Here is a 25,495-nt window from a genome sequence, read left to right on the forward strand (position 1 = left end):
TAGCGTAGATGGTTGACTTTAGGTGAACTATTCTGCTAACAATGGTCCGTATGATACCCATCATCCGGGCCATTTATTTTAGGGACATAAGAATATGAGCTACCAAGAAAAAAATGCGATGTCACCAATTATTGACGCGTTAGTGCCAATGGTGGTCGAACAGACTTCACGCGGAGAGCGTTCTTACGATATCTATTCTCGTTTGCTAAAAGAGCGTGTTATTTTTCTAACTGGTCAAGTGGAAGACCACATGGCTAACCTTGTTGTTGCACAGTTACTGTTTCTTGAGTCAGAAAACCCTGACAAAGATATCTTCCTATACATCAATTCTCCTGGTGGTAGTGTGACTGCGGGTATGTCAATTTATGACACAATGCAATATATTAAACCTGATGTAAGTACAGTTTGTATGGGTCAGGCTTGCTCAATGGGTGCCTTTCTACTCGCTGGTGGTGCTAAAGGCAAGCGTTATGCGCTTCCAAATGCCCGAGTTATGATTCACCAACCGCTTGGTGGATTCCAGGGTCAAGCTTCGGATATTCAGATCCATGCTCAAGAGATCCTAAGTATCAAACAAAAATTGAATACGTTACTTTCAGAACACACTGGTCAGCCACTTGAAGTTATTGAGCGTGATACAGACCGTGATAATTTCATGTCTGCGCAACAATCTGCTGATTATGGGCTAGTTGACGCCGTCTTGACTCATAGAGCTGACAAATAGAGTCAAATAGAGTGACGCAATTTGGTTTGAATTGTTATAAACTCAGTGTATGAGTGAAAGCTAAGAGGTTAGCGAATGACAGATAAAAACAAAGAGAACGGTAGTGGCAAGCTGTTGTACTGTTCTTTCTGTGGCAAAAGCCAGCACGAAGTTCGCAAACTGATCGCAGGTCCATCGGTTTATATTTGTGACGAATGTGTCGATCTTTGCAACGATATTATTCGTGAAGAAATCAAAGATGTTCTTCCAAAGAAAGAATCAACTGCTCTACCTACCCCTAGAGAGATTCGTGAACATTTAGATGACTATGTGATCGGTCAGGATCATGCAAAGAAAGTGCTAGCTGTTGCTGTGTATAACCACTACAAACGGTTACGCAATGGAGACAAGACCAGTGATGGTGTTGAACTGGGCAAAAGTAACATTCTACTTATTGGCCCTACAGGTAGTGGTAAAACGCTACTTGCAGAAACACTGGCTCGCTTTCTGGACGTTCCGTTTACAATGGCAGATGCCACAACACTAACCGAAGCCGGTTACGTTGGTGAAGATGTTGAAAACATTATCCAGAAGCTACTGCAAAAATGCGATTACGATGTTGCTAAAGCAGAGCGTGGCATCGTATATATTGATGAGATTGATAAGATTTCCCGTAAATCTGAAAACCCATCAATCACACGCGATGTTTCGGGTGAAGGTGTTCAGCAAGCATTGCTAAAACTTATCGAAGGTACTATCGCTTCAGTTCCTCCTCAGGGAGGTCGTAAGCATCCACAGCAAGAGTTCTTACAAGTTGATACTTCTAAGATACTATTTGTTTGTGGTGGTGCATTTGCTGGGCTTGACAAAGTGGTTGAGCAGAGAGTTGCAACGGGTACTGGTATTGGCTTTGGCGCAGAGGTGCGTTCTAAATCTGAATCGAAGACTATTGGTGAGCTATTTAGTCAGGTTGAACCAGAAGATCTTGTTAAATATGGTTTAATTCCTGAGTTTATCGGTCGTCTTCCTGTGACTGCGACACTGACAGAGCTAGATGAAGAAGCTCTTATTCAGATATTGTGTGAGCCGAAAAACGCGCTTACCAAGCAGTATGCAGCATTGTTTGAGCTTGAGAACGCCGAACTTGAATTTAGAGAAGATGCTCTGAAGGCAATTGCTCAAAAAGCAATGAAACGCAAAACAGGTGCTCGTGGTTTACGTTCTATTTTGGAAGGTGTTTTACTTGAAACAATGTATGACTTACCTTCTGCAGAGAATGTGAGCAAAGTTGTAATTGATGAAACCGTTATTAACGGAGAATCAAAACCGCTGCTCATCTATTCCAGTAACGAAAATCAGGCCGCTGGCGCCGAATAGTCACAAAAAAGTTCAAAAAGGAGGAATTAATTTCCTCCTTTTTTAATTCTGTCATTGAAACCAGTTAGTTAGTCCCCATATACTCCCATATATACTTAAAAGCGGAAGAGAGAAGCATATGAACTTGGAACGTTCCGAGCGTATTGAGATTCCCGTATTACCTTTGCGCGATGTAGTGGTGTATCCACACATGGTGATTCCGTTGTTTGTAGGTAGAGAAAAGTCTATCCAGTGTCTTGAAGCGGCAATGGATGTCAATAAACAGATCTTATTAGTTGCACAAAAGCAGGCTGATACTGATGAACCCACCATGAACGATTTGTATGAAGTGGGTACAGTTGCAACTATCCTACAGCTTTTGAAATTACCTGATGGCACCGTAAAGGTTCTGGTTGAAGGTCAACAGCGCGCTAAAATAGAATCTTTTATCGAAAATGATTTCTTCCTTGCGAACGCCCAGTATCTTGAAACACCTGAGCTTGATGAAAAAGAGCAGGAAGTTATTGTTCGCAGTGCAATTAGCCAATTTGAAGGCTTTATAAAGCTCAACAAAAAAATTCCACCTGAAGTTTTAACCTCTTTAAATGGTATCGATGAAGCGGCTCGTTTAGCTGATACCATTGCAGCCCACATGCCTCTAAAGCTTGCTGACAAGCAAAATGTGCTGGAAATTCTGGACGTAGTCGAGCGTCTCGAATTCTTGATGGGCCAGATGGAATCGGAGATTGATCTTCTTCAGGTTGAGAAACGAATTCGAAACCGCGTTAAGAAGCAGATGGAGAAATCTCAGCGTGAGTACTATCTGAACGAGCAAATGAAAGCGATTCAGAAAGAACTTGGTGAGATGGATGATGCTCCTGATGAATTTGAAGCACTGAAAAAGAAAATCGAAGACTCCAAAATGCCTAAAGAGGCAAAAGAGAAAACCGAACAAGAACTGCAAAAGCTCAAAATGATGTCTCCGATGTCTGCTGAAGCGACAGTCGTTCGTGGTTATATCGATTGGATGGTTAGTGTTCCATGGCATAAACGCTCCAAGGTTAAAAAGGATTTGGCGAAAGCTGAAGAAATTCTTAATGCTGATCACTACGGTCTTGAACGCGTAAAAGAGCGTATTTTGGAATATCTCGCGGTACAAAATCGTATTAATAAGCTCAAGGGACCTATTCTGTGTCTTGTTGGTCCTCCTGGTGTGGGTAAAACGTCTCTAGGTCGTTCTATTGCAGCTGCAACGGGTCGTCAATACACGCGTATGGCGCTTGGTGGTGTCAGAGATGAAGCTGAGATTCGAGGTCATAGACGGACTTACATTGGTTCCATGCCCGGTAAGCTGATTCAAAAAATGTCCAAAGTTGGCGTTAAGAACCCGCTATTCCTTCTCGATGAAATCGATAAGATGTCATCAGATATGCGTGGTGACCCTGCATCTGCGTTGCTTGAAGTTCTTGACCCAGAACAGAATAATTCGTTTAACGACCACTACCTTGAGGTGGATTACGATTTATCTGATGTGATGTTTGTAGCGACTTCAAACTCAATGAACATCCCTGGCCCATTGTTAGATCGTATGGAAGTCATTCGTCTTGCGGGTTATACCGAAGATGAAAAGCTGAACATAGCTAAACGTCACCTTGTTACTAAGCAGATCAAACGTAATGGTCTAAAAGAGTCTGAAATAGACATTGATGATTCGGCTATAGTTGGTGTTATTCGTTATTACACGAGAGAAGCTGGGGTGCGTGGCCTAGAGCGTGAGATTTCGAAAATCTGTCGTAAGGCGGTTAAGAAAATTCTTCTAAATAAAGACAGCAAAACAGTCGTGGTAAACCAAGACAATCTAAAAGAGTTCTTAGGTGTACAGCGTTTTGACTATGGAAAAGCAGAAGATAGTAACCGAATCGGACAAGTGACTGGACTTGCATGGACGGAAGTTGGTGGTGACTTACTTACCATTGAAACTCAATCTATGCCTGGTAAAGGTAAACTAATTCAGACAGGTTCTCTCGGCGATGTAATGCAAGAGTCTATTCAAGCAGCGATGACCGTTGTTCGCTCTCGTGCATCTAAGCTGGGAATTAATGAAGACTTCTACGAAAAACGTGATATTCACGTTCACGTGCCTGAAGGGGCGACGCCTAAAGATGGTCCGAGTGCAGGTATAGCCATGTGTACTGCATTAGTTTCGAGCTTAACAGGTAATCCAGTTAAAGCTGAAGTTGCTATGACGGGTGAAATTACATTACGCGGTGAAGTTCTTCCTATCGGTGGCTTGAAAGAAAAACTTTTAGCTGCTCACCGTGGCGGTATCAAGACTGTTCTTATCCCTAAAGATAACGAGCGAGATCTGGAAGAAATACCACAAAATGTCATCGCCGATCTGGATGTGATTGCTGTGCAATGGATTGATGATGTTTTGAAAATTGCGCTTGAAAGAGATCCGTCAGGAGTTGAATTTGTGTCACAAAAATAGTGATATGTGGCAAAAATAACTAAAACTTTACGCTGATTCGCATAAAAAGGCTTGTCAGCGTTTTTTTTGGACGCTAAGTTTATCGACTACAGCTTAAATCCAGCCATACCAAGGCTTTAGGCTTGTTTTAATAACATTAATGGAACTAGTAGGCACCTTAAAAAATAATAACAGGTCGCCAAAGGGGTATAACAGTGAATAAAACTCAATTAGTAGAACAAATTGCTGCTAACGCAGATATTTCAAAAGCTTCAGCTGGCCGCGCTCTTGATGCATTCATTGAAGCAGTTGGTGGTGCGCTACAAGCTGACGATCAAGTTGCGTTAGTAGGTTTCGGTACATTCAGCGTGCGCACTCGTGCGGCACGTACTGGACGTAACCCGAAAACAGGGGAAGAAATTCAAATCGCTGAAGCTAAAGTTCCTTCTTTTAAAGCAGGTAAAGCGCTTAAAGACGCTTGTAACTAATAAATTTTCCGATTTTAGGATAAATTTATATCGAACCATTTGAAAAAATGCGCATCTTAGTGATGCGCATTTCTTTTTTCTGATATCATCCGTTGACTTAGTTTATAGAAATAGAAAATTAACCATAATCTTCCTGTTCGGAGAGTAGTTTTATTATGATGGATCGGTTACGCGAGGGCGCAAGTAGTCTCGCGATAAAAATTATTTTGGGGATAATTATCCTGTCGTTCGTTTTCGCTGGTGTTAGCAGCTACCTAGTTGGTGGTGGCAGTAATGCTGCGGCTGAAGTTGATGGTGTTAAAATCAGCAGAGCTGAATTCGAGCAAGCATACCAGAACGAACGTAATCGCATGCAGTCTCAGTTGGGTGATTATTTTTCAAACCTTCTGGCTGATCCTAATTATGTAGCGTCGCTTCGCCGTTCGGTCCTAGATCGAATGATTAATGATGTATTAGTAGAGCAGCATGCCAAATCTCTTGGACTCCGAGTGAGTGATGCTCAAGTTAGCCAGGCTATTTTGGATATTCCTCAGTTCCAAACTGATGGCAAGTTTGACCAAGAGCTCTATAAGAACGCGCTTACTCGCGCTGGATTCTCTGCAGACTCATTCGCATCATATATGCGTAAAGATCTGCTCAAGCAACAACTTTTAGGTGCAATCCAAGCAAGTGAGTTCACTCTAAAAGATGAGGCTAAGCAACAGGCTGAATTGTTCGCTCAAAAAAGAACGGTTAAAACCATTACGCTTAACGTCAATGACCTTGCTAAAAACGTATCCTTAAGTGATGACGAAGTATCAAAGTATTACGATGAGCACAAAGATGACTTTACTCGTCCTGAACAGATGAAAATATCTTATTTAGAATTGTCTGCAGATAAGTTGAAAAACGCTATTCAAGTAACCGACAAAGAAGCAAAAGATTATTATCAGCAACATATCGATCAGTACTCAACCAAAGAGCAACGCCACGTTAGCCACATTCTCATCAAAGGTGATGATGAGAAAAAGGCTGAGGCAGTGCTTAAAGAATTACGTGATGGTGCTGACTTTGCAGCAGTAGCGGAAAAAGAATCGCAAGATTCTGGTAGTGCAAAAGAAGGTGGCGACTTAGGATGGATTGAGAAAGGTGTGATGGATCCTGAATTTGAAAAGGCAGCATTTGCTCTTAAAAATACAGGGGATATTTCAGATGTCGTTAAGTCCAGCTTTGGTTATCACATTATCAAATTAGATGATATTAAAGCCGCTCAAGCTAAGCCATTTGATGATGTAAAGAACGATATTATTGCTAGTATCCAGCAAGAAAAAGCGGTTGACCAGTTCTACACCATGCAAAATGACTTGGAAAAAGTTGCTTTTGAAAGTCCGGATTCATTAGAACCATCGGCTGAGGCGGTTAAAGGTAAGGTAACGCACACTGATTTTATTTCGCTAGATGATTTACCAGAATTGCTTTCTTCTACTGCGGTTAAAGACGCATTAACCAGTGATGATGTGAAAGAGCAAGGTTTGAACTCTTCGGTATTAGAAGTTGGTCCTGAAGATGTCGTTGTCGTTCGAGTTGATGAGGTTCGTCCTGAAACAGTGTTGCCGCTCAAAGAGGTAAGATCTCAGGTGGAAGAAAAACTATCGAATGTTAAGGCAGAACAAGAAGCAAAAGCATTAGCACAGAAAACAATCGCTGCGCTAAATAAAAACGATTCATCCGTGCTAGAACAGAATAATCTGTCTTTCGGTGAAGAAGAGGTTATTGATCGTAATTCACCACTAGCCAAAGCTGTGTTTGAAATGAAAAAGCCTACTAAGGAATCGACAAGCTATGCTCAAACTCAAGATCAGCAGGGTAATGTTGTGATTGTTGCATTGAGTAAAGTTGAGTCTTCACCGCAGGATCAATTCATTAAGCAGGTAGAGAGTCAGTTAGTGCGGGTTAATCGCCAACTAGACGCCACAGGTATTGTGAGTGTTTTACGCGCGAATGCAGATATCGAATATCATTTAAGTGCGACTAACTAAGCACTTTCTGTTTAGAACAATGTAATAAACGACGGACACATTCGTGAGTTCGTCGTTTTTTTATCTGCTTTAGCTTACTCATATGCTGGTTTCAATTTATTGTCTCCTGGTCAAAATCAACGGAGAAATTTAATGAAATTTATATCTTTAGTATTACCCATTTTACTCATGGTGTGTTTTTCTTCTGCGTCACAAGCTGGAGAGCAAGCTGAAACTAGTCCAAATGAACACCTTCTGTCAGAACAAGTAAAATCGGAGAATCAGGCAAACGTTATTGTTAACATTAACGTAGCTAGTGCTGAGGAAATCGCAGCTAAATTAATCGGTATTGGTCCCTCCAAAGCGCAAGCGATTGTAACTTTTAGGCAGGAGCATGGCTTGTTTAGTAGTGTCGAGTCATTAGCGGACGTTAAAGGGATTGGTGCCGCGACGGTTAACAAAAATCGTGAACGTATCACTCTCTAATACCTATCCGTAATTCAAGAAATTGAGCAGTACGCTCAATTTCTGTTTCAAAGATCTGTTTTTCGTAACTAATTCCAATAACGAGTGGTTCATAAACTTCTTAGCCATTATAATTTGTCGCTGAATTAATCGGAGCTGTTATCCGAAAGCAGAAAATTGGAGCAAAATATGTCCTCTGTTACATCAGTAGTCACGGTAGACGGGCCCAGTGGGGCCGGTAAAGGCACATTGTGTATGTTATTGGCCAAGAAACTTAATTTCCAATTACTTGATTCAGGTGCTCTTTATCGTGTTTTAGCCTTGGCAGCACTCCACCACGCTGTTGATCTTGAATCGGAAGATGCCTTAGTTCCTCTAGCGACGCATGTGGATGTCGAATTTATTGCAGAAGGGGATCTGGTTAAAGTGATACTTGAAGGTGAGGATGTTTCCCTCGAACTCCGAAAAGAACAGACAGGTATGGCGGCTTCAAAAGTAGCGGCATTACCTAGAGTAAGAGAAGCACTTTTACGTAGGCAGCGATCTTTTGCCAAGGGTTACGGGTTGGTAGCTGATGGTCGTGATATGGGGACCGTCGTATTCCCTGACGCTCCAGTAAAAATATTCTTAGATGCCAGTGCAGAAGAAAGAGCGTCAAGAAGATTCAAACAGTTGCAAAGTAAAGGTTTAGATGTTAACTTTGACGACCTTTTAAGCGAAATTCAAGAACGTGACGATCGTGATAGGAATCGTCCGGTGGCACCACTAAGACCAGCGGAAGATGCACTTGTGTTAGATTCAACGCAGCTGACTATCGACGAAGTTCTCGAAAATGCGCTAAAATATACAAGATCAAAGCTGTCAGATTAATACAGTCTGCCAGTGTAGAACGTTGACCGCAAGGATGGTGGTTGGCGAAATTCATAACCCCACGCGGTAGGATGCCCGTGGTTGTTTATACACATTGTGAAGATTAATTAAATGACTGAATCTTTTGCTCAACTCTTTGAAGAGTTTCTAAACGAGACTGAATTCCAAGCTGGTACTATTGTTAAAGGTACTGTAGTTGCTATCGAGAACGGTTTCGTTCTTGTTGACGCTGGTCTTAAGTCTGAGTCTGCTATTCCTGCTGAACAGTTCAAGAACGCTGCTGGCGAACTTGAAGTTGAAGTTGGTTCTGAAGTAGACGTAGCCCTAGACGCTGTTGAAGATGGTTTCGGTGAAACTCAACTTTCTCGTGAGAAAGCTAAGCGTCACGAAGCTTGGATCGTTCTGGAGAAAGCGTACGAAGAAGCTGAAACTGTTGTTGGTATCATCAACGGTAAAGTGAAAGGCGGTTTCACTGTTGAACTTAACGGTATCCGTGCATTCCTTCCTGGTTCTCTAGTAGACGTACGTCCTATCCGTGACACTGCTCACCTAGAAAACAAAGAGCTAGAGTTCAAAGTAATCAAGCTAGATCAAAAACGCAACAACGTTGTTGTTTCTCGTCGTGCTGTTATCGAGTCTGAAAACAGTGTTGAGCGTGATGAGCTTCTTGAAACTCTACAAGAAGGTACTGAAGTTAAAGGTATCGTTAAGAACCTTACTGATTACGGTGCATTCGTTGACCTTGGCGGCGTAGATGGTCTTCTACACATCACTGATATGGCTTGGAAGCGTGTTAAACACCCATCTGAGATCGTAAACGTTGGTGATGAAATCCTAGTTAAAGTTCTTAAGTTTGACCGTGATCGCACTCGTGTATCACTAGGTCTTAAACAGCTAGGCGAAGATCCATGGGTAGCAATCGCTAAGCGTTACCCAGAAGGTCACAAACTAACTGGTCGCGTAACTAACCTAACTGATTACGGCTGCTTCGTTGAAATCGAAGAAGGCGTTGAAGGTCTAGTTCACGTTTCAGAAATGGATTGGACTAACAAGAACATTCACCCATCTAAAGTTGTTAATGTTGGCGACGAAGTTGAGGTTATGGTTCTTGATATCGACGAAGAACGTCGTCGTATCTCTCTAGGTCTGAAACAATGTAAGACTAACCCATGGCAAGATTTCGCTGAAGCTCAGGCTAAAGGCGACAAAGTAACTGGTAAGATCAAGTCTATCACTGACTTTGGTATCTTCATCGGTCTAGAAGGCGGTATCGACGGTCTTGTTCACCTATCAGACATCTCTTGGAATGTTCCTGGAGAAGAAGCTGTTCGTGAATACAAAAAAGGCGACGAAATCTCTGCTGTTGTTCTTGCTGTTGATGCAGAACGTGAGCGTATTTCTCTTGGCGTTAAGCAAATGGAAAACGACCCGTTCAACGCATATGTTGCTGATAACAAAAAAGGCACTCTAGTTAATGGTACTGTTACTGCAGTTGATGCGAAAGGTGCTACAATTGAACTAGAAGATGGTGTTGAAGGTTACATTCGTGCATCTGAAGTTTCACGTGACCGTGTTGAAGACGCATCTCTAATCCTAAGCGCTGGTGACAGTGTTGAAGCGAAATTTACTGGTGTTGACCGTAAGAATCGTGTAATCAACCTATCTATCAAAGCTAAAGATGAAGCGGAAGAGCAAGAAGCAATGGCTTCTCTGAACAAGCAAGATGATGCTGCGTTTGGTAATGCTATGGCTGATGCATTCAAGGCTGCTGCTAAGAGCGAATAATTATAATCGCTAGAAAGGGAGCCCGATGGGCTCCTTTTTTTTCGCGACAATGTCATTATCGATATTGCAATGATGAGAGGGAAACTATGACGAAATCTGAATTAATCGAGAGATTATGTGCTGAACAAACACATCTGTCAGCAAAAGAGATAGAAGACGCTGTGAAAGATATTCTGGAACATATGGCTTCTGCATTAGAAACTGGTGATAGAATTGAGATTCGCGGTTTTGGTAGTTTCTCATTGCACTATCGTGAGCCTCGTGTGGGTCGCAACCCTAAAACTGGTGATAAAGTGGAATTGGAAGGTAAATACGTTCCTCACTTCAAACCTGGTAAAGAGCTACGTGAACGCGTAAATAGCGGTATATAATCAAATTTTTTGATATTTTTAAAGGCGGCTAATCGTAATAGATTGCCGCCTTTTTCGCGAAACATCTTAATCTTAAACATGGTTTCGCATGACTTTTTCCTGCATAATCGATGGAGCCAATAACTAAAAGGGTTTTCTAATCATGAAAGCAATAAAAATAATTCTTCTGTTGATTGTGTTTATTATCGCTTTGGCACTTGGCGCTCAAAATCAAGTGTTAGTTGAGTTTAATTATTTGATCGCGAAGAGTGATTTTCACTTAGCGTGGTTATTAGGTGGTGTCTTTATCTTCGGATTCTTCATTTCTTGGTTAATTTTTGGTAGCTTGCATCTGAAAGCGAATATTAAAGCTCGAAGATTAGCGAAAAAGCTGAAACAATACGAAGGAACAGAAATCGCTACTAAAGCCGAATAAACTCGTTACGTAGGTCAATTCGTTAATGTTAGAAATTCTATTCTTGTTGCTACCAATTGCTGCCGCGTATGGTTGGTACATGGGGCATCGAAGTGCGCAACAGAATAAACAGAAACAATCACATCAGCTTTCCCGCCAATATGTGGCCGGCTTGAATATGCTTCTGTCTGATCAATCTGATAAAGCAGTTGACCATTTTATTGAGCTGCTTCAGGTTGATGATGAGACGATTGACACCCATCTGGCGTTAGGTAACTTGTTTCGTTCACGAGGTGAAGTGGATAGGGCAATTCGTATCCACCAGAATCTAATTTCAAGATCCGGTTTAACGGTTGAACAGAAGTGTTTAGCTCTACAACAATTAGCGAAAGACTATATGGTTGCAGGGTTTCTTGACCGAGCTGAGAAAATTTTCGAACAGTTACTTGATGAACCAGATTTAAAAGAATCCGCTTTACTCCAATTAGTTTCAATCTATCAGCAAACTCGGGAATGGTACAAGGCGATTGATGCTGCCCAAAGTCTAGTCAAACTTGGAAGTAAAAAAATGCGCGCTAATATCGCTCATTTTTATTGCGAATTAGCCGCTGATGCCAATGCTGTTAGAGACGAGCAAAAAGCCATCCATCTTTATAAAAAGGCGCTTTCAGAAGATTCAGATTGTGTTAGAGCGTCTATCGAGTTGGGCAAGCTATATCTAGAGAAATCCGATTATAAGCTGACTATTAAGCACTTGAAGCATGTCTTGGAACAAGATATTGATTTTATATCGGAAGTTCTGCCTATTATTGCTGAATGTTATCACCATTTAGGACAAGAAAAAGAGCTTGTTGAATTTTTGCGTGAGTGTATTCAAAACAAAGCAGGGGCAACGGCTGAATTAATGCTGTCTAATCTGGTCGCGAAACATGAAGGGACTGAAGATGCCCTCGACCTTATGACTCGTCAATTGATAAAAAATCCCACGATGAAAGGTTTTTATCGTTTGATGGACTATCACTTAAGTGAAGCAGAAGAAGGGCGAGCGAAGGAAAGTTTAACTGCATTACAAATCTTGGTTGGAGAACAGCTTAAAGCAAAGCCTCACTACCGTTGCAGGCAATGTGGTTTTTCCACTCATTCAATGTATTGGCACTGCCCGTCTTGCAAAGGATGGGGAACTATCAAGCCTATTCGTGGCTTAGATGGTGAATAAAAAATAATATCGAGTAAAGATTAGGAGATAAGATGAACGACCCTAAAGTGATCGTTGCACTAGATTATGATAACCAAAAAGACGCTTTAGCGTTTGTTGATCGTATTGATCCTACAGCGTGTCGATTAAAAGTAGGTAAAGAGATGTTTACTCTCTTTGGGCCTGAGTTCGTCCGTTCTCTGCATAGTCGTGGATTTGATGTATTTTTAGACCTCAAGTTTCATGATATTCCTAATACATGTGCAAAAGCTGTAAGAGCTGCTGCAGAGTTGGGTGTGTGGATGACAAACGTCCATGCCAGTGGCGGAATGCGAATGATGGAAGCTGCGCGAAACATTATTGAGCCATACGGAAACGATAGGCCTCTGCTTATTGGGGTTACCGTTCTCACGAGTATGGAGCAGTCTGATTTGAGTGGAATAGGCATTACCTGTGAGCCTCAAGAACAGGTAATGCGCTTGGCGTCATTAACCAAGGATTCCGGTCTAGATGGCGTTGTTTGTTCCGCTCAGGAGGCTTCGCAGCTTAAGAGTGCATTAGGCCAAGATTTTAAACTTGTTACACCGGGCATCCGTCCATTAGGTTCAGATGCTGGAGATCAACGCCGAATCATGACTCCTTTCGATGCTGTTCAATCAGGGTCTGATTATTTGGTTATTGGCCGACCGATCACAAAAGCTGACAATCCCCTCGATGTTTTGCAGAAAATTAATGACTCGCTGAGATAGTTGTTGCTTTTCAGATAGATAAAAAGAGGCTAATCAAGCCTCTTTTTTTATACTGGAGTACCACTATGGAACTTGAAATCATCGTCTTCGTTTGTGATTAATTCGGCTTCAATATTTCTGAAATATTCTACGCGCTCGGAGATATCATTAGTTGATATCGACTGAGCAAGGGCTAGATAGTCCTGGTAATGACGCGCTTCAGAGCGAAGCAATGAGATATAAAATCGTTTAATCGATTCATCCATATAGGGTGCCAGACTAGCAAATCGCTCACATGAACGCGCTTCTATAAAGGCGCCAATGATTAATTTGTCGACTAAAGCATCTGGCTCATAGGTTTTCACGTGACGAATAAGGCCTTTAGCGTACCGACTTGCAGGCACGTTCTCATAAGAGATCGCGTTTTTCTGCATGATCTCGAGTACCTGATAAAAATGGTGTAATTCTTCTTTTATTAACAAGACCATTTTATCTATTAAATCTTGGCTATAGCTACTATCACTCTTTGGTTGCAGTTTTTTGGAAATCTGCGCCTTGCCTTTTAATGACTCCATGTCACCAAGGTAGCGATAAGCATAATTTTCGAAAGGTGAAATCCAGTCTTGAAGGATTTGCTTACTCTCATCATCGACAGCGTACTTACGTATTAAGAATAGCGCGCTTTGTGCTGCTTTAAGCTCACATAGCATATGATCACGCAGAATGACTGGTAGGTTTGCTCGTTGTGATGCTTTATCTAACCATGATTGAGGTGTTTTAACGGCTAAAAATTGATGGATAGGTTCTAAAAGTTCTTGGTACATGGGTTGCTAAGATTCGTATTCTGATTGTATGGATTCTACCACGCGAGGTTAGGCGGGCAATAGCTTAACAATTTTCCTTGTATGGAAACAAAGAAGCCATCTTTAAGATGGCTTCGTAGCAAATATCTATAATGACGTTTACCATTTTTTCTTTTCACCAAACAGTGCTTCCATATCACTATCTCTCTCTGTTTCTGCATTTGCAGCATTCTCATCAGAGCGTTTGGCCTGTCTTTTTTGTTCTAGCTCATCGTACATGGTCTGGAGCTTCTCACGAGCCTGATTTGAGTAAGCATCGTTTTTGGTACTCAGGACATCAATACCTTTTTTCAATAACTGGATTGCTGTTCCGGGTTGCCCTCTTGCCATAGATTCGTTCGCACGTTTGATGACGTTCTCTATATTTATTCGAATTTGAATACCTTCGAGACGAGCATTTTCAGAGACGTAGCTCTGAGTATCCATTCTTCCTTTGTTGTGCTCACTGCGGATAGTATCGCGGAGCCGCTTAACGAGCTTGAGCATCACGATTGCTTGCTTATCGCTAGTTGGAGACTTAAACGTTGTACTCTCAGAGTTTTGTGCCTGCTTCAACGAAGCTACTTGTCCTTTAACATCTTCGAGTCTTTGTGCAAGGGATTTATTTTTAGGATCGAGCTCATGCATGTTTTGTAGTGAATCGAGAATGCGATTATTCAAGCAGAGTAGAAGATCTTTACTAAATGGGACATGGTGAGCATTACCAATTAGATCTTCAGTGGCATCAATAATTGCAACATATCGAGCGGATTCTTGTTTCTTGGCGCTGTCAGCCTTTACTTTGAACTGCAGCATGATGTTATACCCCAACACCAAAACAAGAAGAATGACCACCAATGTAATGATTAATCCGATACTCATATCAATTGATTCTTAATCCTAATTAAATGTACTTTTAAAGAATACACTATTTATAGATTTATTTATTCAATAAACTTATAAAATTTAAAGTAAAACTCACTAAACTGTGGCATAAATTCACTAAAAAGCTACGTTAGTATTGAAAAATACTTGGTAAATTCAAATAATCTTTACAATTTAGTATATACAACAATTTGCGTTCTTATTAGTAAGCTTTGCAATATCAGCTCGCTAGCCACGCAGTGTGCTAATTTACTTTGACTGGAGCCATGCATGAAATTACAGCAGTTAAGATACATTGTCGAGGTGGTTAATCATAGTTTAAATGTATCTGCTACTGCCGATAGCCTTTACACATCACAACCCGGCATAAGCAAGCAGATTCGGATGTTGGAGGATGAGCTTGGCGTACAGATATTTGAGCGAAGTGGCAAACATTTGACTCAGTTGACCGAGGCAGGTCAAGAGATAATTGATATTGCACAAGACGTGCTGTCTAGAGTGGATAGCATTAAAGCGGTTGCGAATCAGCATATTCACCCTGAAATGGGGAAGTTACTTATATCTACAACCCATACACAAGCTCGCTACGTGTTACCGACTATTATTCAGGGATTTACCGAGCGCTACCCTAAGGTTTCTCTGCATATGTACCAAGGGACTCCGGAGCAAATGTCAGAAGCGGTCTCTAAAGGTTTAGCCGATTTTGCTATCGCAACAGAAGCGGTTCATTTATATCAAGATGCTGTAATGTTGCCTTGTTATCACTGGACTCGTTCCGTTATTGTCCCTAAAAATCACCCGTTAACGAAAAAAAGTATTGTGACGATTGAAGATATTGCTGCGTTTCCTTTAGTTACTTACGTATTTGGTTTTACAGGTAGGTCAGAGTTAGACAATGCTTTTCGTCGCGCAGGATTGAATCCGAAAGTCGCGTTCACCGCTACCGACGCCGATGTCATCAAAACATACGTAAAGATGGGTATGGGTGTAGGTGTTATTGCAAGCATGGCTGTAGATAGAGAAGAGGATAGTGAACTGGTTTCTATTGATGCGAGCGAAATTTTCGGATCAAGTACGACATGTATTGGCTTTAGGAGAGGGACTTTTCTGCGCTCTTACATGTACGACTTTATCGAACGGTTCGCTCCTCATCTAACGCGCGCAGTCGTCGAACAAGCCGTATCTCTGAAATCCAACGCTGAAATAGAAGAGATGTTCCGAGACATTGTGTTACCGATACGATAATTCTTGATTTCTGAATTGAGGTGATTACAATTCTGCGTCTTTTTTGTTCGAACGAGTCATAATGCAGCCAGAATTTACGCAATTAAGCCAGTTTCTCCAGCGCTATCGAGATATTTGGTCGATTGAACCCTTTATTCTTTGCCAGCATGACTTGCCACAGCAATTTCTTGAACATCATTCTGATTTAAAAAATTGGTTACTTTCTACTTCAGATAATGAAATAGAACGTTATCAGCAAGACCTTAGCGACTTTATTCAAGATTCAGCCCGCTTTTTGCCAGGATTAAAGGAACTTCACGATACCATCAACCTAACCGTTGAGGGTACCTTACAGACTGACGTAGCATCAAACTTCGAGTTTTCTGGTATTCCAGGTAGAAAGCAAGTTCAGATTCGCGAATTTACCCATCGCTTAACCGAGAAAAACATCGGTTCTGAGTGGTTGGAGTGGTGTGCGGGAAAGGGATATCTGGGAAGGGTGTTACACCTTGATTCAGGCAAGCCTGTGAAGAGTTTGGAGTTTCAACATAGTTTGTGCGAAGCAGGGCAGATTTATGCTGAGGAAAACAACCTAGACATTCGCTTTCAGCAAATTGATGTTTTCCATGAATCTGTAATACAACTTATGAACGTCAACCAGCATGCAGTCGCTTTACACGCATGCGGTGATTTACATTGCCACTTAATCAAACTTGCTACAAAAAAACGTTTGCCTGCGATCTCGATATCTCCCTGTTGTTTCCATCTTATTCGAGATGAATTCTATCAACCTCTTTCGTCTGAAGCACAAGCATCTGGAATCCGTCTATCTAAAAAGGAACTGAGGATTCCATTACAGAAAGTCGTGACAGGAGGGATGCGAGTAGAAAAGCACCGTTTTCTCGAGATGACCTTTCGCCTTGGCTTGCAAGCCTTGATTGAAGAAAAGGGGCTGGCTGAACACTATGTCCCATTTCCTAGTATCAAAAAGTCTGTGTTGAAATATGGATTTGAATCTTTCTGTCGTGAGGCATTCAAATATAAGGGCTGGGATTTAGACGCAGAAGTCGATCTCAAACCTTATCAAGATATGGGAATACGTCAGTTTAAAGTGATGGAGCGCTTAAATTTACTTCAATCGCTTTTTCAGTCACTTCTTGAAGCTTGGCTTATCTATGACAAAGCTCTCTTTTTGAAACAGCAAGGGTATGATGTGTCGGTAAGTCGTTTTTGCCCGGAACACATCACCCCAAGAAACTATCTAATTCAGGCTATACGCGCTGATACAAACTAGAGTATTGAGAGAACTTCCTCTAACGGTGTAAAGGGCAGGCTAAACTGACTTGCTACACTTTTTATTGTTAGGTGTCCTTCAAAAACATTCACTCCTGCTCGTAATCCTTCGTCCGCTTTCAGAGCTAACGCGATTCCTTGATTCGCAATAGAAAGCACGTAGGGCAGAGTAGCGTGATTTAAAGCGATTGTTGACGTTCGTGCCACAGCTCCGGGCATATTAGCAACACAATAGTGGACAACATTGTGCTTAATATATATTGGATCAGAATGTGTTGTGGGATGAGAAGTTTCAATACAACCACCTTGATCGATAGCGACATCGACGATTGCCGAGCCTGGTTTCATTTTTTTTACCAGTGCTTCATTTACCAATTTCGGTGCCTGTGCGCCTGGAATCAGTACGGCACCAATTAACAGGTCAGCGTCCATTACATTATTCTCTATATTTTCCTTATTAGAGAATATGACTTCTGCTCGACCAGAAAACTCTTGGTCTAGTTTTCTTAAGGTATTGATATTATTATCTAAAATTGTCACTCTTGCCTTGAGTCCAATTGCCATTCGAGCTGCATTGGATCCCACTATACCTCCTCCTATGACAACGACATGAGCAGGGGCAACACCCGGAACACCACTAAGCAGAAGGCCTCTTCCACCATTTGCTTTTTGTAAAGAATATGCTCCGGATTGAATAGACATTCTGCCTGCAACTTCAGACATTGGTGCTAATAGTGGCAAATTACCCATATAATCTGTTACAGTCTCATAGGCTAAGCAGATAGCTTTGCTCTTGATTAGCTCTTCAGTTTGTGGAAAATCAGGAGCTAGGTGTAAGTAAGTAAATAATATTTGCCCTTTTTGGAGTTTAGCTCGTTCAACAGCCTGAGGTTCTTTTACCTTTACAATCATCTCTGCTTGAGAGAACACCTCGTCAGCAGTAGGAAGAATGGATGCGCCTGCAGCGATGTATTCATCGTCTGGAAAACCGGTCCCATACCCGGCATGGGACTCAACAAGCACTTGGTGACCAAGAGCGGTAAGCTCTCTGACACTTGATGGAATCAAGCCGACTCGATACTCGTGATCTTTGATTTCTTTCGGTACACCAATAATCATCCTGGCTCCTTTATTTTTTTGGTTGTATTCACTGGATGTTTGGATAAGATAACGAACATATAACTAGTATAGTAATAGTCTTTTAAATTGAGCTACTTTTACTAATGAGTTGTAATTGGATTTTGCAAGGAAGTATAAGGTGGAATAAAAATGGCAGACAATTATAAAAAGCCGTCCAAGGATTTAGACCGTATAGACCGTAATATTCTTAATGAGTTACAGAAAGATGGTCGTATTTCAAATGTCGAGTTATCAAAGCGCGTGGGACTTTCCCCAACACCGTGTCTTGAACGTGTTAGACGTCTGGAACGTCAAAACTACATCACTGGTTATACAGCGTTACTAAATCCTCAGTATTTAGATGCGTCATTGCTAGTGTTTGTAGAAATCACGTTAAATCGTGGTGCGCCTGATGTATTCGAACAATTTAACACGGCAGTGCAAAAACTCGATGATATTCAAGAGTGTCATTTGGTTTCGGGGGATTTCGACTATCTGTTAAAAACACGTGTATCTGACATGAGTGCCTATCGTAAATTGCTTGGTGACACGCTGCTGCGTTTACCTGGCGTTAACGATACTCGTACTTATGTGGTAATGGAAGAAGTTAAGCAGTCAAATCAGTTGGTTATCAAAACGAGATAAACTGTTGGTTTTTTACTCTTTTTAAATAACTTTTTCCTGATTCTGACGTAAGCAGATTGGGTTTTATTAACCAATATGGTTAAATTCTTAATATTAATCCGAGCGGCATTTGCCGCTCGGACTGTTTTTACCTAACTTAGTGGTAAAATACTCTTGTCACTAGGCTGTAATCAGGAACGTAAAGTTGGTTATGTTCAAAGAGAATAAAAACAATTCAATCAATACCGTGATAAAAACTAAACCCGAAAATGACGATATTTTCAGGTTAAATGGTCTTCAACGTCTTCGGGAATGTGGCTTTATTATCGCCGTGCTTGTTGCGATATTCTTCGCTGTATCACTCTTCACCTTTAGTCCGGCTGATCCATCATGGTCTCAAACTTCTTGGGGCGGGCAATTGCACAACGCCGGAGGTTACATTGGAGCTTGGATCGCGGATACGCTGTTTTTCACGTTTGGCTCACTTGCCTATCCGTTGCCATTCCTTATAGCGCTCGGAGGTTGGGTAACGCTTCGTAAGCGAAACGAATCTGAATCTTTCGACTTTATGCTTTGGGGAACGCGCCTTCTCGGACTATTTGTGTTGCTTATTACAAGTTGTGGTTTAGCGGATATCAACTTTGATGATCTGTGGTATTTCTCATCTGGCGGCGTTGTTGGTGATGTTATTACGACACTTGCGATCCCAACATTTAATCTTCTTGGGTCAACTCTAATCTTACTTTTTTTCTGGGGGGCGGGCTTTACCTTGCTCACGGGAATATCATGGTTAAGAATTGTCGATTGGCTTGGTGAAAATGCAATTCATGCGGCTGCGAAGTTGGTCAAGCGCATGAGAGGGCGCAAATCAAACGAAGATGTATTATTCAAAGCTGATACGCGTGATACGGAAGAGCATTTAAAAAACAAAATAGTGGAGCGAACTAATGCTTCAGAGAAAAAGGCGTTCGAGCTTGCTCCTGAGGTCCCCGAAAGCGACGACGTCAAAATGGATTTGAGCGATGTAGAGGAAGATTCCCGTCGTCGTTTTAGTATTCATATGCCAAGTTTTAAAAAATCTGACTCATCTGATGTTGGCGGTCCTGATTTGGGTTCAACAATTGAAGAACTTGAACAACACGCTCGGGATGACGATGATTATGCCGATCAATATGTCGGCCTAACAGATCAACAGAATGATTATCAGGAGACTGATAGCATTGAATCTGATCACGAACCTGAATTAAGTATGACGTCTTATGAAGTTGAAGACGATGATTATCCGTCAATGTCTACGCTTCCCGATGTTGATGAAGACGATTCTTCCGAATTTGGGGGAGATGACGACACTGACTATGATGAAGATGACGATGTCGTTGCCTTTCAGAATATGGTGTCGGATGCGCAGAAAGCGAATATTGCACAGCAGAATCCATTTTTAGCCAGACCAACTGAGAACTTGCCTAAGCCGAAAGAACCAATGCCAACCCTCGAGCTACTCTATTCTCCAGAGCACAGGGAAAACTTTATCGATAAAGAGGCTCTGGAAGAAATCGCTCGCCTCGTTGAGTCTAAGTTGGCTGACTATAAAATACAGGCTGAAGTGGTTGGTATCTATCCGGGACCTGTTATTACTCGATTTGAATTAGACTTGGCCCCAGGTGTTAAGGTAAGCCGTATTTCTGGTCTTTCTATGGACTTAGCTCGTTCTCTTTCTGCTGCTGCGGTAAGGGTTGTTGAGGTTATCCCAGGGAAGCCATATGTTGGTTTGGAATTACCAAATACAAGTCGGCAAACAGTGTATCTATCCGATGTAATCAGCAGCGAGAAGTTTGAGAAATCTAAGTCTCCAACGACAATTGTGCTTGGGGAGGACATTGCCGGTGAAGCCGTAATCGCCGATCTCTCTAAGATGCCGCACGTGCTTGTCGCTGGTACAACAGGTTCAGGTAAGTCTGTTGGTGTAAACGTTATGATTCTGAGTATGCTTTACAAGTCGACTCCGGAAGATGTTCGTTTCATTATGATAGACCCGAAAATGTTGGAGCTTTCTATCTACGAAGGAATACCTCACTTACTATCGGAAGTCGTCACGGATATGAAGGATGCGTCGAACGCGCTACGTTGGTGTGTGGCTGAGATGGAAAGGCGTTACAAGCTGATGTCGATGCTTGGTGTACGTAACATCAAAGGTTTTAATGAGAAGCTTAAGATGGCAGCTGACGCGGGTCACCCGATTCACGATCCTCTATGGCAAGAAGGCGACAGTATGGATTCAGAACCTCCGTTGCTTGAAAGGCTACCCTATATTGTCGTCATTATTGATGAGTTTGCCGATCTTATGATGGTGGTCGGTAAAAAAGTTGAAGAGTTGATCGCACGATTAGCTCAAAAGGCTCGTGCTGCTGGTATTCACCTTATTCTTGCTACACAGAGGCCTTCTGTTGATGTTATTACTGGTTTAATCAAAGCTAACATTCCAACACGTGTTGCGTTTACGGTATCAACTAAAACCGATTCCAGAACGATTCTTGATCAGGGAGGAGCGGAATCTTTGCTTGGTATGGGAGATATGCTTTATCTTCCACCAGGATCCAGTCATACAATCAGGGTGCATGGCGCGTTTGCTTCAGATGATGATGTTCATGCCGTGGTTAATAACTGGAAAGCGAGAGGCAAACCAAACTATATTGACGAAATTACTAATGGCGACCAAGGGCCTGATGCCTTGCTTCCAGGTGAAAAAATGGAAGACGACGAAGATATGGACCCACTATTCGATCAGGTTGTTGAGTACATTGTTGAGAGTCGAAGAGGGTCGGTGTCAGGAGTCCAAAGACGTTTTAAAATCGGTTATAACAGAGCCGCGCGTATTGTTGAGCAGTTAGAGGCCCAAGGAATAGTAAGTCCTCCAGGCCATAATGGTAATAGGGAAGTGCTCGCCCCATCACCAAAAAGAGACAATAACTAAGATTAAATAGCCAACCCGAAGTTGGCTATTCTTTTATTTACGGCTCTTGAACTGAGAGATTAGGAAGATAACAGCAAACAGCACATTGGCAGAAAATACGACAACTAGCCATTGAGGCATAGAAAGCGTTAGGAAAGTCCATACGATATCACTGCAATCGCCATAAGCTTCAAACATCCATGGTATCCATTTATTTAATGGTGCCCATTGTGGGAATTGGACAAATACATCGCAGGTAAAAAATGGAGAAGGGTGTAATTGGTACTGAACGTGCTGCCATGCCAACGTCGTTCCTTTTATCGATGTCGCTAGCCAAGCAAGCAACCCTAACCATCGGATAACTGACACTTTGGGAGCCATCATTCCGATCAAAGCAGCAATAGCCACTCCCCACATTGCAACGCGTTCGTAGATACACATAACGCAGGGCTCGAGTTTCATGAAGTGTTGAAAGAAAAGCGCACATAACTCAAAGGCTAAGGCACTAATAAAGAGAAGTCGCCATGCCGTTTTACCGGTTGATATTTTTTTTAATGTTGAAAGCATAATTTGTTCAGTCCTAATAAAAAAGCTCTGATTATTCAGAGCTTTTTACATCGAATTAGTTCAATTCTCAATACATTTAATGACCAGTGGTTGAAACCGCATTCTTGAGCATTTCGCCAGTTGGTTCACTCAGCCATCCCCACTCATAGAAATGGGTTGTCATTGGGTCAATAAAGAAAATAATGCCCAGTAGGCCAACAACCGCCAGAACTATCGTATACGGTAATGCCATAACAACCATGCGACCGTATGAAAGGCGAATGAGTGGTGCGAGTGTTGATGTTAGCAGGAATAAGAATGCAGCCTGACCATTTGGTGTTGCAACCGATGGTAAATTTGTTCCGGTGTTAATAGCGACAGCCAATAATTCAAACTGTTGCTGATTGATAATCCCTTCCATCAATGCTGTTTTAACTTCGTTTATATAGACGGTACCGACAAATACATTATCGGATACCATCGACAGTATTCCGTTTGCAATATAGAACAAGACCAATTGTAAATCAGCATTTTGAATGTGCAATACAGCGTCAATGACAGGCTTGAATAAATGTTGGTCGATAATAACGGCAACAACAGAGAAAAAGACCGATAGTAAGGCTGTAAATGGCAATGCTTCCTCAAATGCTTTACCAAGCGCATGTTCTTCGGTTACACCGATCAAAGAAGTGGTCAGAATAATCACAGACAGACCAATCAGGCCAACAGCGGCTAGGTGTAACGCTAACCCGACGATTAACCATACCGCGATAGCGCCTTGAACCCAAAGCTTTGCAACGTCTAAATTTGTTCTATGGTTCGCTGATTCCTTCTCGAATTCGACCAAAATATCACGGACACGATCAGGTAGTTCTGCACCATAGCCAAACCATTTCATCTTTTCTAGCAGAGCACAGGTTAAAATACCGCAGATGAAAACGGGGAATGTGACTGGTGACATACGAATAATGAACTCACCAAACTGCCAAGCAGCCTGGTTAGCAATAATTAAATTCTGAGGTTCACCTACCATAGTCATCACACCGCCAAGAGCACTACCAATACCTGCATGCATCAATAATGAGCGAAGAAAGGCACGATACTGTTCCAGATCTTCACGAGTTAAATCGTTTAGTTGGTCGTCTTGTGTATGATCATGAGAAGTTGACAGTTTCTGTCCAGATGCGACTTTGTGGTAGATAGAATAAAAACCAACCGCAACACTGATAATGACAGCAATAACAGTTAGAGCATCGAGAAATGCAGAAAGAAAAGCAGCTGCGACACAAAAAGCGAGAGCAAGTGCAACTTTGGAGCGAATTCCAAGAAGAATTTTTGTGAACATGAATAGCAGAAGCTGCTTCATGAAGTAAATGCCAGCAACCATAAAGATAAGAAGGAGCAAGACTTCAAGGTTTGATGAAAGTTCATGACTCACTTGCTCGGCAGATGTCATTCCAATAGCGACTGCTTCAATTACTAAAAGTCCACCCGGTTGCAATGGGTAGCATTTTAACGCCATCGACAGAGTGAAAATAAATTCTACGACAAGTGCCCAGCCTGCAACAAACGGGCTGACCATATAGAAAATGATAGGGTTTATAATTAGAAACGCAATTATCGCCAATTTGTACCAGTCTGGCGCTTTACCAAGAAAGTTTTTGATAAATGCATTTCCTAACGATATCGGCATGGTGTTTTTACTCTTATAGTTGTTGTGAATAGATATCGACGTTCTCGTCAAATCTTTTTCGAAACAAATACGAACGATCCATTCAGTAGTAGTGATTTTGCAGTAACTCTGCGAATTTACTGAGATTTACCGCGTCCCGATTCGCATGTCAACAAAATGACGTGCGACAATCAACTTAGTTCTGTTCCTTGACCAAAAAAGAACCAAAATTCAAAGTTATATTTACTTTTATTTTTCAAACGAGATCATATTAGCACAGAATACTCAACTTATTTACGAGCATTCTATTGCATTCCTTGTTGATTTCGATCTTATGAAATCTAACTAAATAACAAATTTTTTAAATAAACAACACAATTTTAGGCTAATTATTGTTGTTTTTATTATTTAGTGCTCTAGGAGTTTAGGATTATTTCAAATTCTCGTTATTAAGCTAAATCAATTTATTGGCCTAAAAACGACTTTGTTGAGAGTCTTTGATTAACGATTAGACAAATTACGTTTTAACTTTGGGACCATAAGTTTACGATATGTAAAAACTAGTGGTATGATGAGTGCCTTTCAAACAGAGAGACATCTGGAATCGTGTTTAATGGTTATTAAGGCAAAAAGCCCAGCAGGTTTTGCTGAAAAATACATTATTGAAAGTATTTGGAATGGTCGTTTTCCACCGGGTTCGATCCTCCCAGCTGAAAGAGAATTATCTGAGCTGATTGGCGTTACACGGACTACTCTTCGTGAAGTATTACAAAGATTAGCGAGAGATGGCTGGTTGACTATCCAACATGGAAAGCCAACAAAAGTGAATCAGTTCATGGAGACTTCCGGTCTGCATATTCTTGATACACTCATGACATTGGATACTGATAATGCCACGACTATAGTAGAAGACTTGCTTGCTGCTCGCAGCAACATTAGTCCTATTTTTATGCGTTATGCTCTCAAGGCAAATCCAGAGAAGTCTGAAAAAACGATTCTACGCGTCATTGATTCCTGCGAAAAGCTTGAAGAATCTTCATCTTGGGAAGGCTTCATCGAAAGTTTCCCTTATGCTGAGAAGCTATTACAGCATGTGAGAGAAGATACAGAAAAAGATGCAGATAAAAGGGAAACGATTCTCTTCGCAAAAGCGTTTAACTTTTATGACTATATGCTGTTTCAGAGACTTGCATTCCATTCAGGAAATCAGATCTACGGTCTCATCTTTAATGGATTAAAGAAGCTTTATGACAGAGTAGGGAGCTACTATTTTTCAAATCCTCAAGCGCGTGAGTTAGCTTTGCGATTCTATAAAGATTTATTGAGGTTATGCCAGGGTTCGCGTAAAGAGCTGAAAGAGGATCTTGATATACTTATTCGCCAATATGGTAGAGACAGTGCTGCAGTTTGGCAGAGTATGAAAGTGGATCTGCCAACCAGTTTTACTGAAGATGAACATTGATAAAAAAACCACCGTTAAGGTGGTTTTTTTATCATGCTTGTAGTAATTCTCTACTA

General features: G+C 41.5%; 22 protein-coding genes. 17 read left to right on the forward strand and 5 right to left on the reverse strand.

Going from position 1 to position 25,495, the window contains the following annotated elements; translation table 11 throughout:
- Positions 1-94 precede the first annotated feature (94 nt).
- From clpP to pyrF, 12 genes are all read left to right on the forward strand, one after another.
- Positions 95-724, forward strand: a complete 630-nt coding sequence (gene clpP, locus EES38_RS08150) for an ATP-dependent Clp endopeptidase proteolytic subunit ClpP (RefSeq protein ID WP_124936690.1) — start codon at positions 95-97, stop codon at positions 722-724.
- 75 nt (positions 725-799) lie between these two features.
- Positions 800-2,080, forward strand: coding sequence for an ATP-dependent protease ATP-binding subunit ClpX (gene clpX / locus EES38_RS08155; RefSeq protein ID WP_124936691.1), 1,281 nt, complete (start codon positions 800-802; stop codon positions 2,078-2,080).
- 118 nt (positions 2,081-2,198) lie between these two features.
- A complete protein-coding gene (gene lon / locus EES38_RS08160; RefSeq protein ID WP_124936692.1) occupies positions 2,199-4,550 on the forward strand; it encodes an endopeptidase La in 2,352 nt (783 codons plus the stop codon).
- 194 nt (positions 4,551-4,744) lie between these two features.
- Positions 4,745-5,017 carry an HU family DNA-binding protein gene (locus EES38_RS08165; RefSeq protein ID WP_124936693.1) on the forward strand — a complete coding sequence of 91 codons (273 nt, stop codon included), beginning with the start codon at positions 4,745-4,747 and terminating at the stop codon, positions 5,015-5,017.
- 155 nt (positions 5,018-5,172) lie between these two features.
- Complete coding sequence (gene ppiD / locus EES38_RS08170; RefSeq protein WP_124936694.1) at positions 5,173-7,035, forward strand: peptidylprolyl isomerase; 1,863 nt, start codon at positions 5,173-5,175, stop codon at positions 7,033-7,035.
- Between the two features lie 132 nt (positions 7,036-7,167).
- Complete coding sequence (locus EES38_RS08175; RefSeq protein ID WP_124936695.1) at positions 7,168-7,500, forward strand: ComEA family DNA-binding protein; 333 nt, start codon at positions 7,168-7,170, stop codon at positions 7,498-7,500.
- Between the two features lie 168 nt (positions 7,501-7,668).
- Positions 7,669-8,349 carry a (d)CMP kinase gene (cmk, locus tag EES38_RS08180; RefSeq protein ID WP_124936696.1) on the forward strand — a complete coding sequence of 227 codons (681 nt, stop codon included), beginning with the start codon at positions 7,669-7,671 and terminating at the stop codon, positions 8,347-8,349.
- Positions 8,350-8,460: 111 nt separating this feature from the next.
- Positions 8,461-10,134, forward strand: coding sequence for a 30S ribosomal protein S1 (gene rpsA / locus EES38_RS08185; RefSeq protein ID WP_124936697.1), 1,674 nt, complete (start codon positions 8,461-8,463; stop codon positions 10,132-10,134).
- A gap of 5 nt (positions 10,135-10,139) precedes the next feature.
- Positions 10,140-10,505 (forward strand): integration host factor subunit beta, encoded by a 366-nt coding sequence (gene ihfB / locus EES38_RS08190; RefSeq protein ID WP_500691473.1) that lies wholly within the window; start codon positions 10,140-10,142, stop codon positions 10,503-10,505.
- Between the two features lie 142 nt (positions 10,506-10,647).
- A complete protein-coding gene (locus EES38_RS08195; protein WP_124936699.1) occupies positions 10,648-10,920 on the forward strand; it encodes a LapA family protein in 273 nt (90 codons plus the stop codon).
- A gap of 25 nt (positions 10,921-10,945) precedes the next feature.
- Complete coding sequence (gene lapB, locus EES38_RS08200; protein WP_124936700.1) at positions 10,946-12,115, forward strand: lipopolysaccharide assembly protein LapB; 1,170 nt, start codon at positions 10,946-10,948, stop codon at positions 12,113-12,115.
- Positions 12,116-12,147: 32 nt separating this feature from the next.
- Positions 12,148-12,843: an orotidine-5'-phosphate decarboxylase gene (gene pyrF, locus EES38_RS08205; RefSeq protein WP_124936701.1), complete on the forward strand. Its 696-nt coding sequence runs from the start codon at positions 12,148-12,150 to the stop codon at positions 12,841-12,843.
- Positions 12,844-12,890: 47 nt separating this feature from the next.
- Here the strand turns inward: pyrF and miaE are convergent, their stop codons facing one another.
- Both miaE and EES38_RS08215 read right to left on the reverse strand, forming a co-directional pair.
- On the reverse strand, positions 12,891-13,646 hold the full coding sequence (gene miaE, locus EES38_RS08210) for a tRNA isopentenyl-2-thiomethyl-A-37 hydroxylase MiaE (RefSeq protein ID WP_124936702.1): 756 nt from the start codon (positions 13,644-13,646) through the stop codon (positions 12,891-12,893).
- A gap of 138 nt (positions 13,647-13,784) precedes the next feature.
- A complete protein-coding gene (locus EES38_RS08215; protein WP_124936703.1) occupies positions 13,785-14,546 on the reverse strand; it encodes a DNA repair protein in 762 nt (253 codons plus the stop codon).
- Between the two features lie 273 nt (positions 14,547-14,819).
- Here EES38_RS08215 and cysB point away from each other — a divergent pair, with 273 nt between their 5' ends.
- Both cysB and EES38_RS08225 read left to right on the forward strand, forming a co-directional pair.
- On the forward strand, positions 14,820-15,794 hold the full coding sequence (gene cysB, locus EES38_RS08220; protein ID WP_124936704.1) for an HTH-type transcriptional regulator CysB: 975 nt from the start codon (positions 14,820-14,822) through the stop codon (positions 15,792-15,794).
- Positions 15,795-15,855: 61 nt separating this feature from the next.
- Complete coding sequence (locus EES38_RS08225) at positions 15,856-17,067, forward strand: methyltransferase (protein ID WP_124936705.1); 1,212 nt, start codon at positions 15,856-15,858, stop codon at positions 17,065-17,067.
- Here EES38_RS08225 and ald read toward each other — a convergent pair.
- Entirely contained in the window at positions 17,064-18,185 is a 1,122-nt protein-coding gene (gene ald / locus EES38_RS08230) for an alanine dehydrogenase (protein ID WP_124936706.1), read from the reverse strand. The two genes, EES38_RS08225 and ald, sit on opposite strands and share 4 nt — an antisense overlap.
- 150 nt (positions 18,186-18,335) lie before the next feature.
- On the opposite strand from ald, the gene lrp reads away from it, so the two are divergent.
- On the forward strand, positions 18,336-18,830 hold the full coding sequence (lrp, locus tag EES38_RS08235; protein WP_124936707.1) for a leucine-responsive transcriptional regulator Lrp: 495 nt from the start codon (positions 18,336-18,338) through the stop codon (positions 18,828-18,830).
- Between the two features lie 190 nt (positions 18,831-19,020).
- Entirely contained in the window at positions 19,021-21,780 is a 2,760-nt protein-coding gene (locus tag EES38_RS08240; protein ID WP_124936708.1) for a DNA translocase FtsK, read from the forward strand.
- Between the two features lie 33 nt (positions 21,781-21,813).
- On the opposite strand, the gene dsbB is transcribed toward EES38_RS08240, so the two are convergent.
- Complete coding sequence (dsbB, locus tag EES38_RS08245; RefSeq protein WP_124936709.1) at positions 21,814-22,326, reverse strand: disulfide bond formation protein DsbB; 513 nt, start codon at positions 22,324-22,326, stop codon at positions 21,814-21,816.
- Positions 22,327-22,402: 76 nt separating this feature from the next.
- Positions 22,403-23,998 (reverse strand): Na(+)/H(+) antiporter NhaB, encoded by a 1,596-nt coding sequence (gene nhaB, locus EES38_RS08250; RefSeq protein WP_124936710.1) that lies wholly within the window; start codon positions 23,996-23,998, stop codon positions 22,403-22,405.
- A 592-nt stretch (positions 23,999-24,590) separates the two neighbouring features.
- On the opposite strand from nhaB, the gene fadR reads away from it, so the two are divergent.
- On the forward strand, positions 24,591-25,439 hold the full coding sequence (fadR, locus tag EES38_RS08255) for a fatty acid metabolism transcriptional regulator FadR (protein WP_124936711.1): 849 nt from the start codon (positions 24,591-24,593) through the stop codon (positions 25,437-25,439).
- Positions 25,440-25,495: the final 56 nt, after the last annotated feature.

The organism is Vibrio viridaestus, from assembly GCF_003856525.1.
Classification (GTDB): domain Bacteria; phylum Pseudomonadota; class Gammaproteobacteria; order Enterobacterales; family Vibrionaceae; genus Vibrio; species Vibrio viridaestus.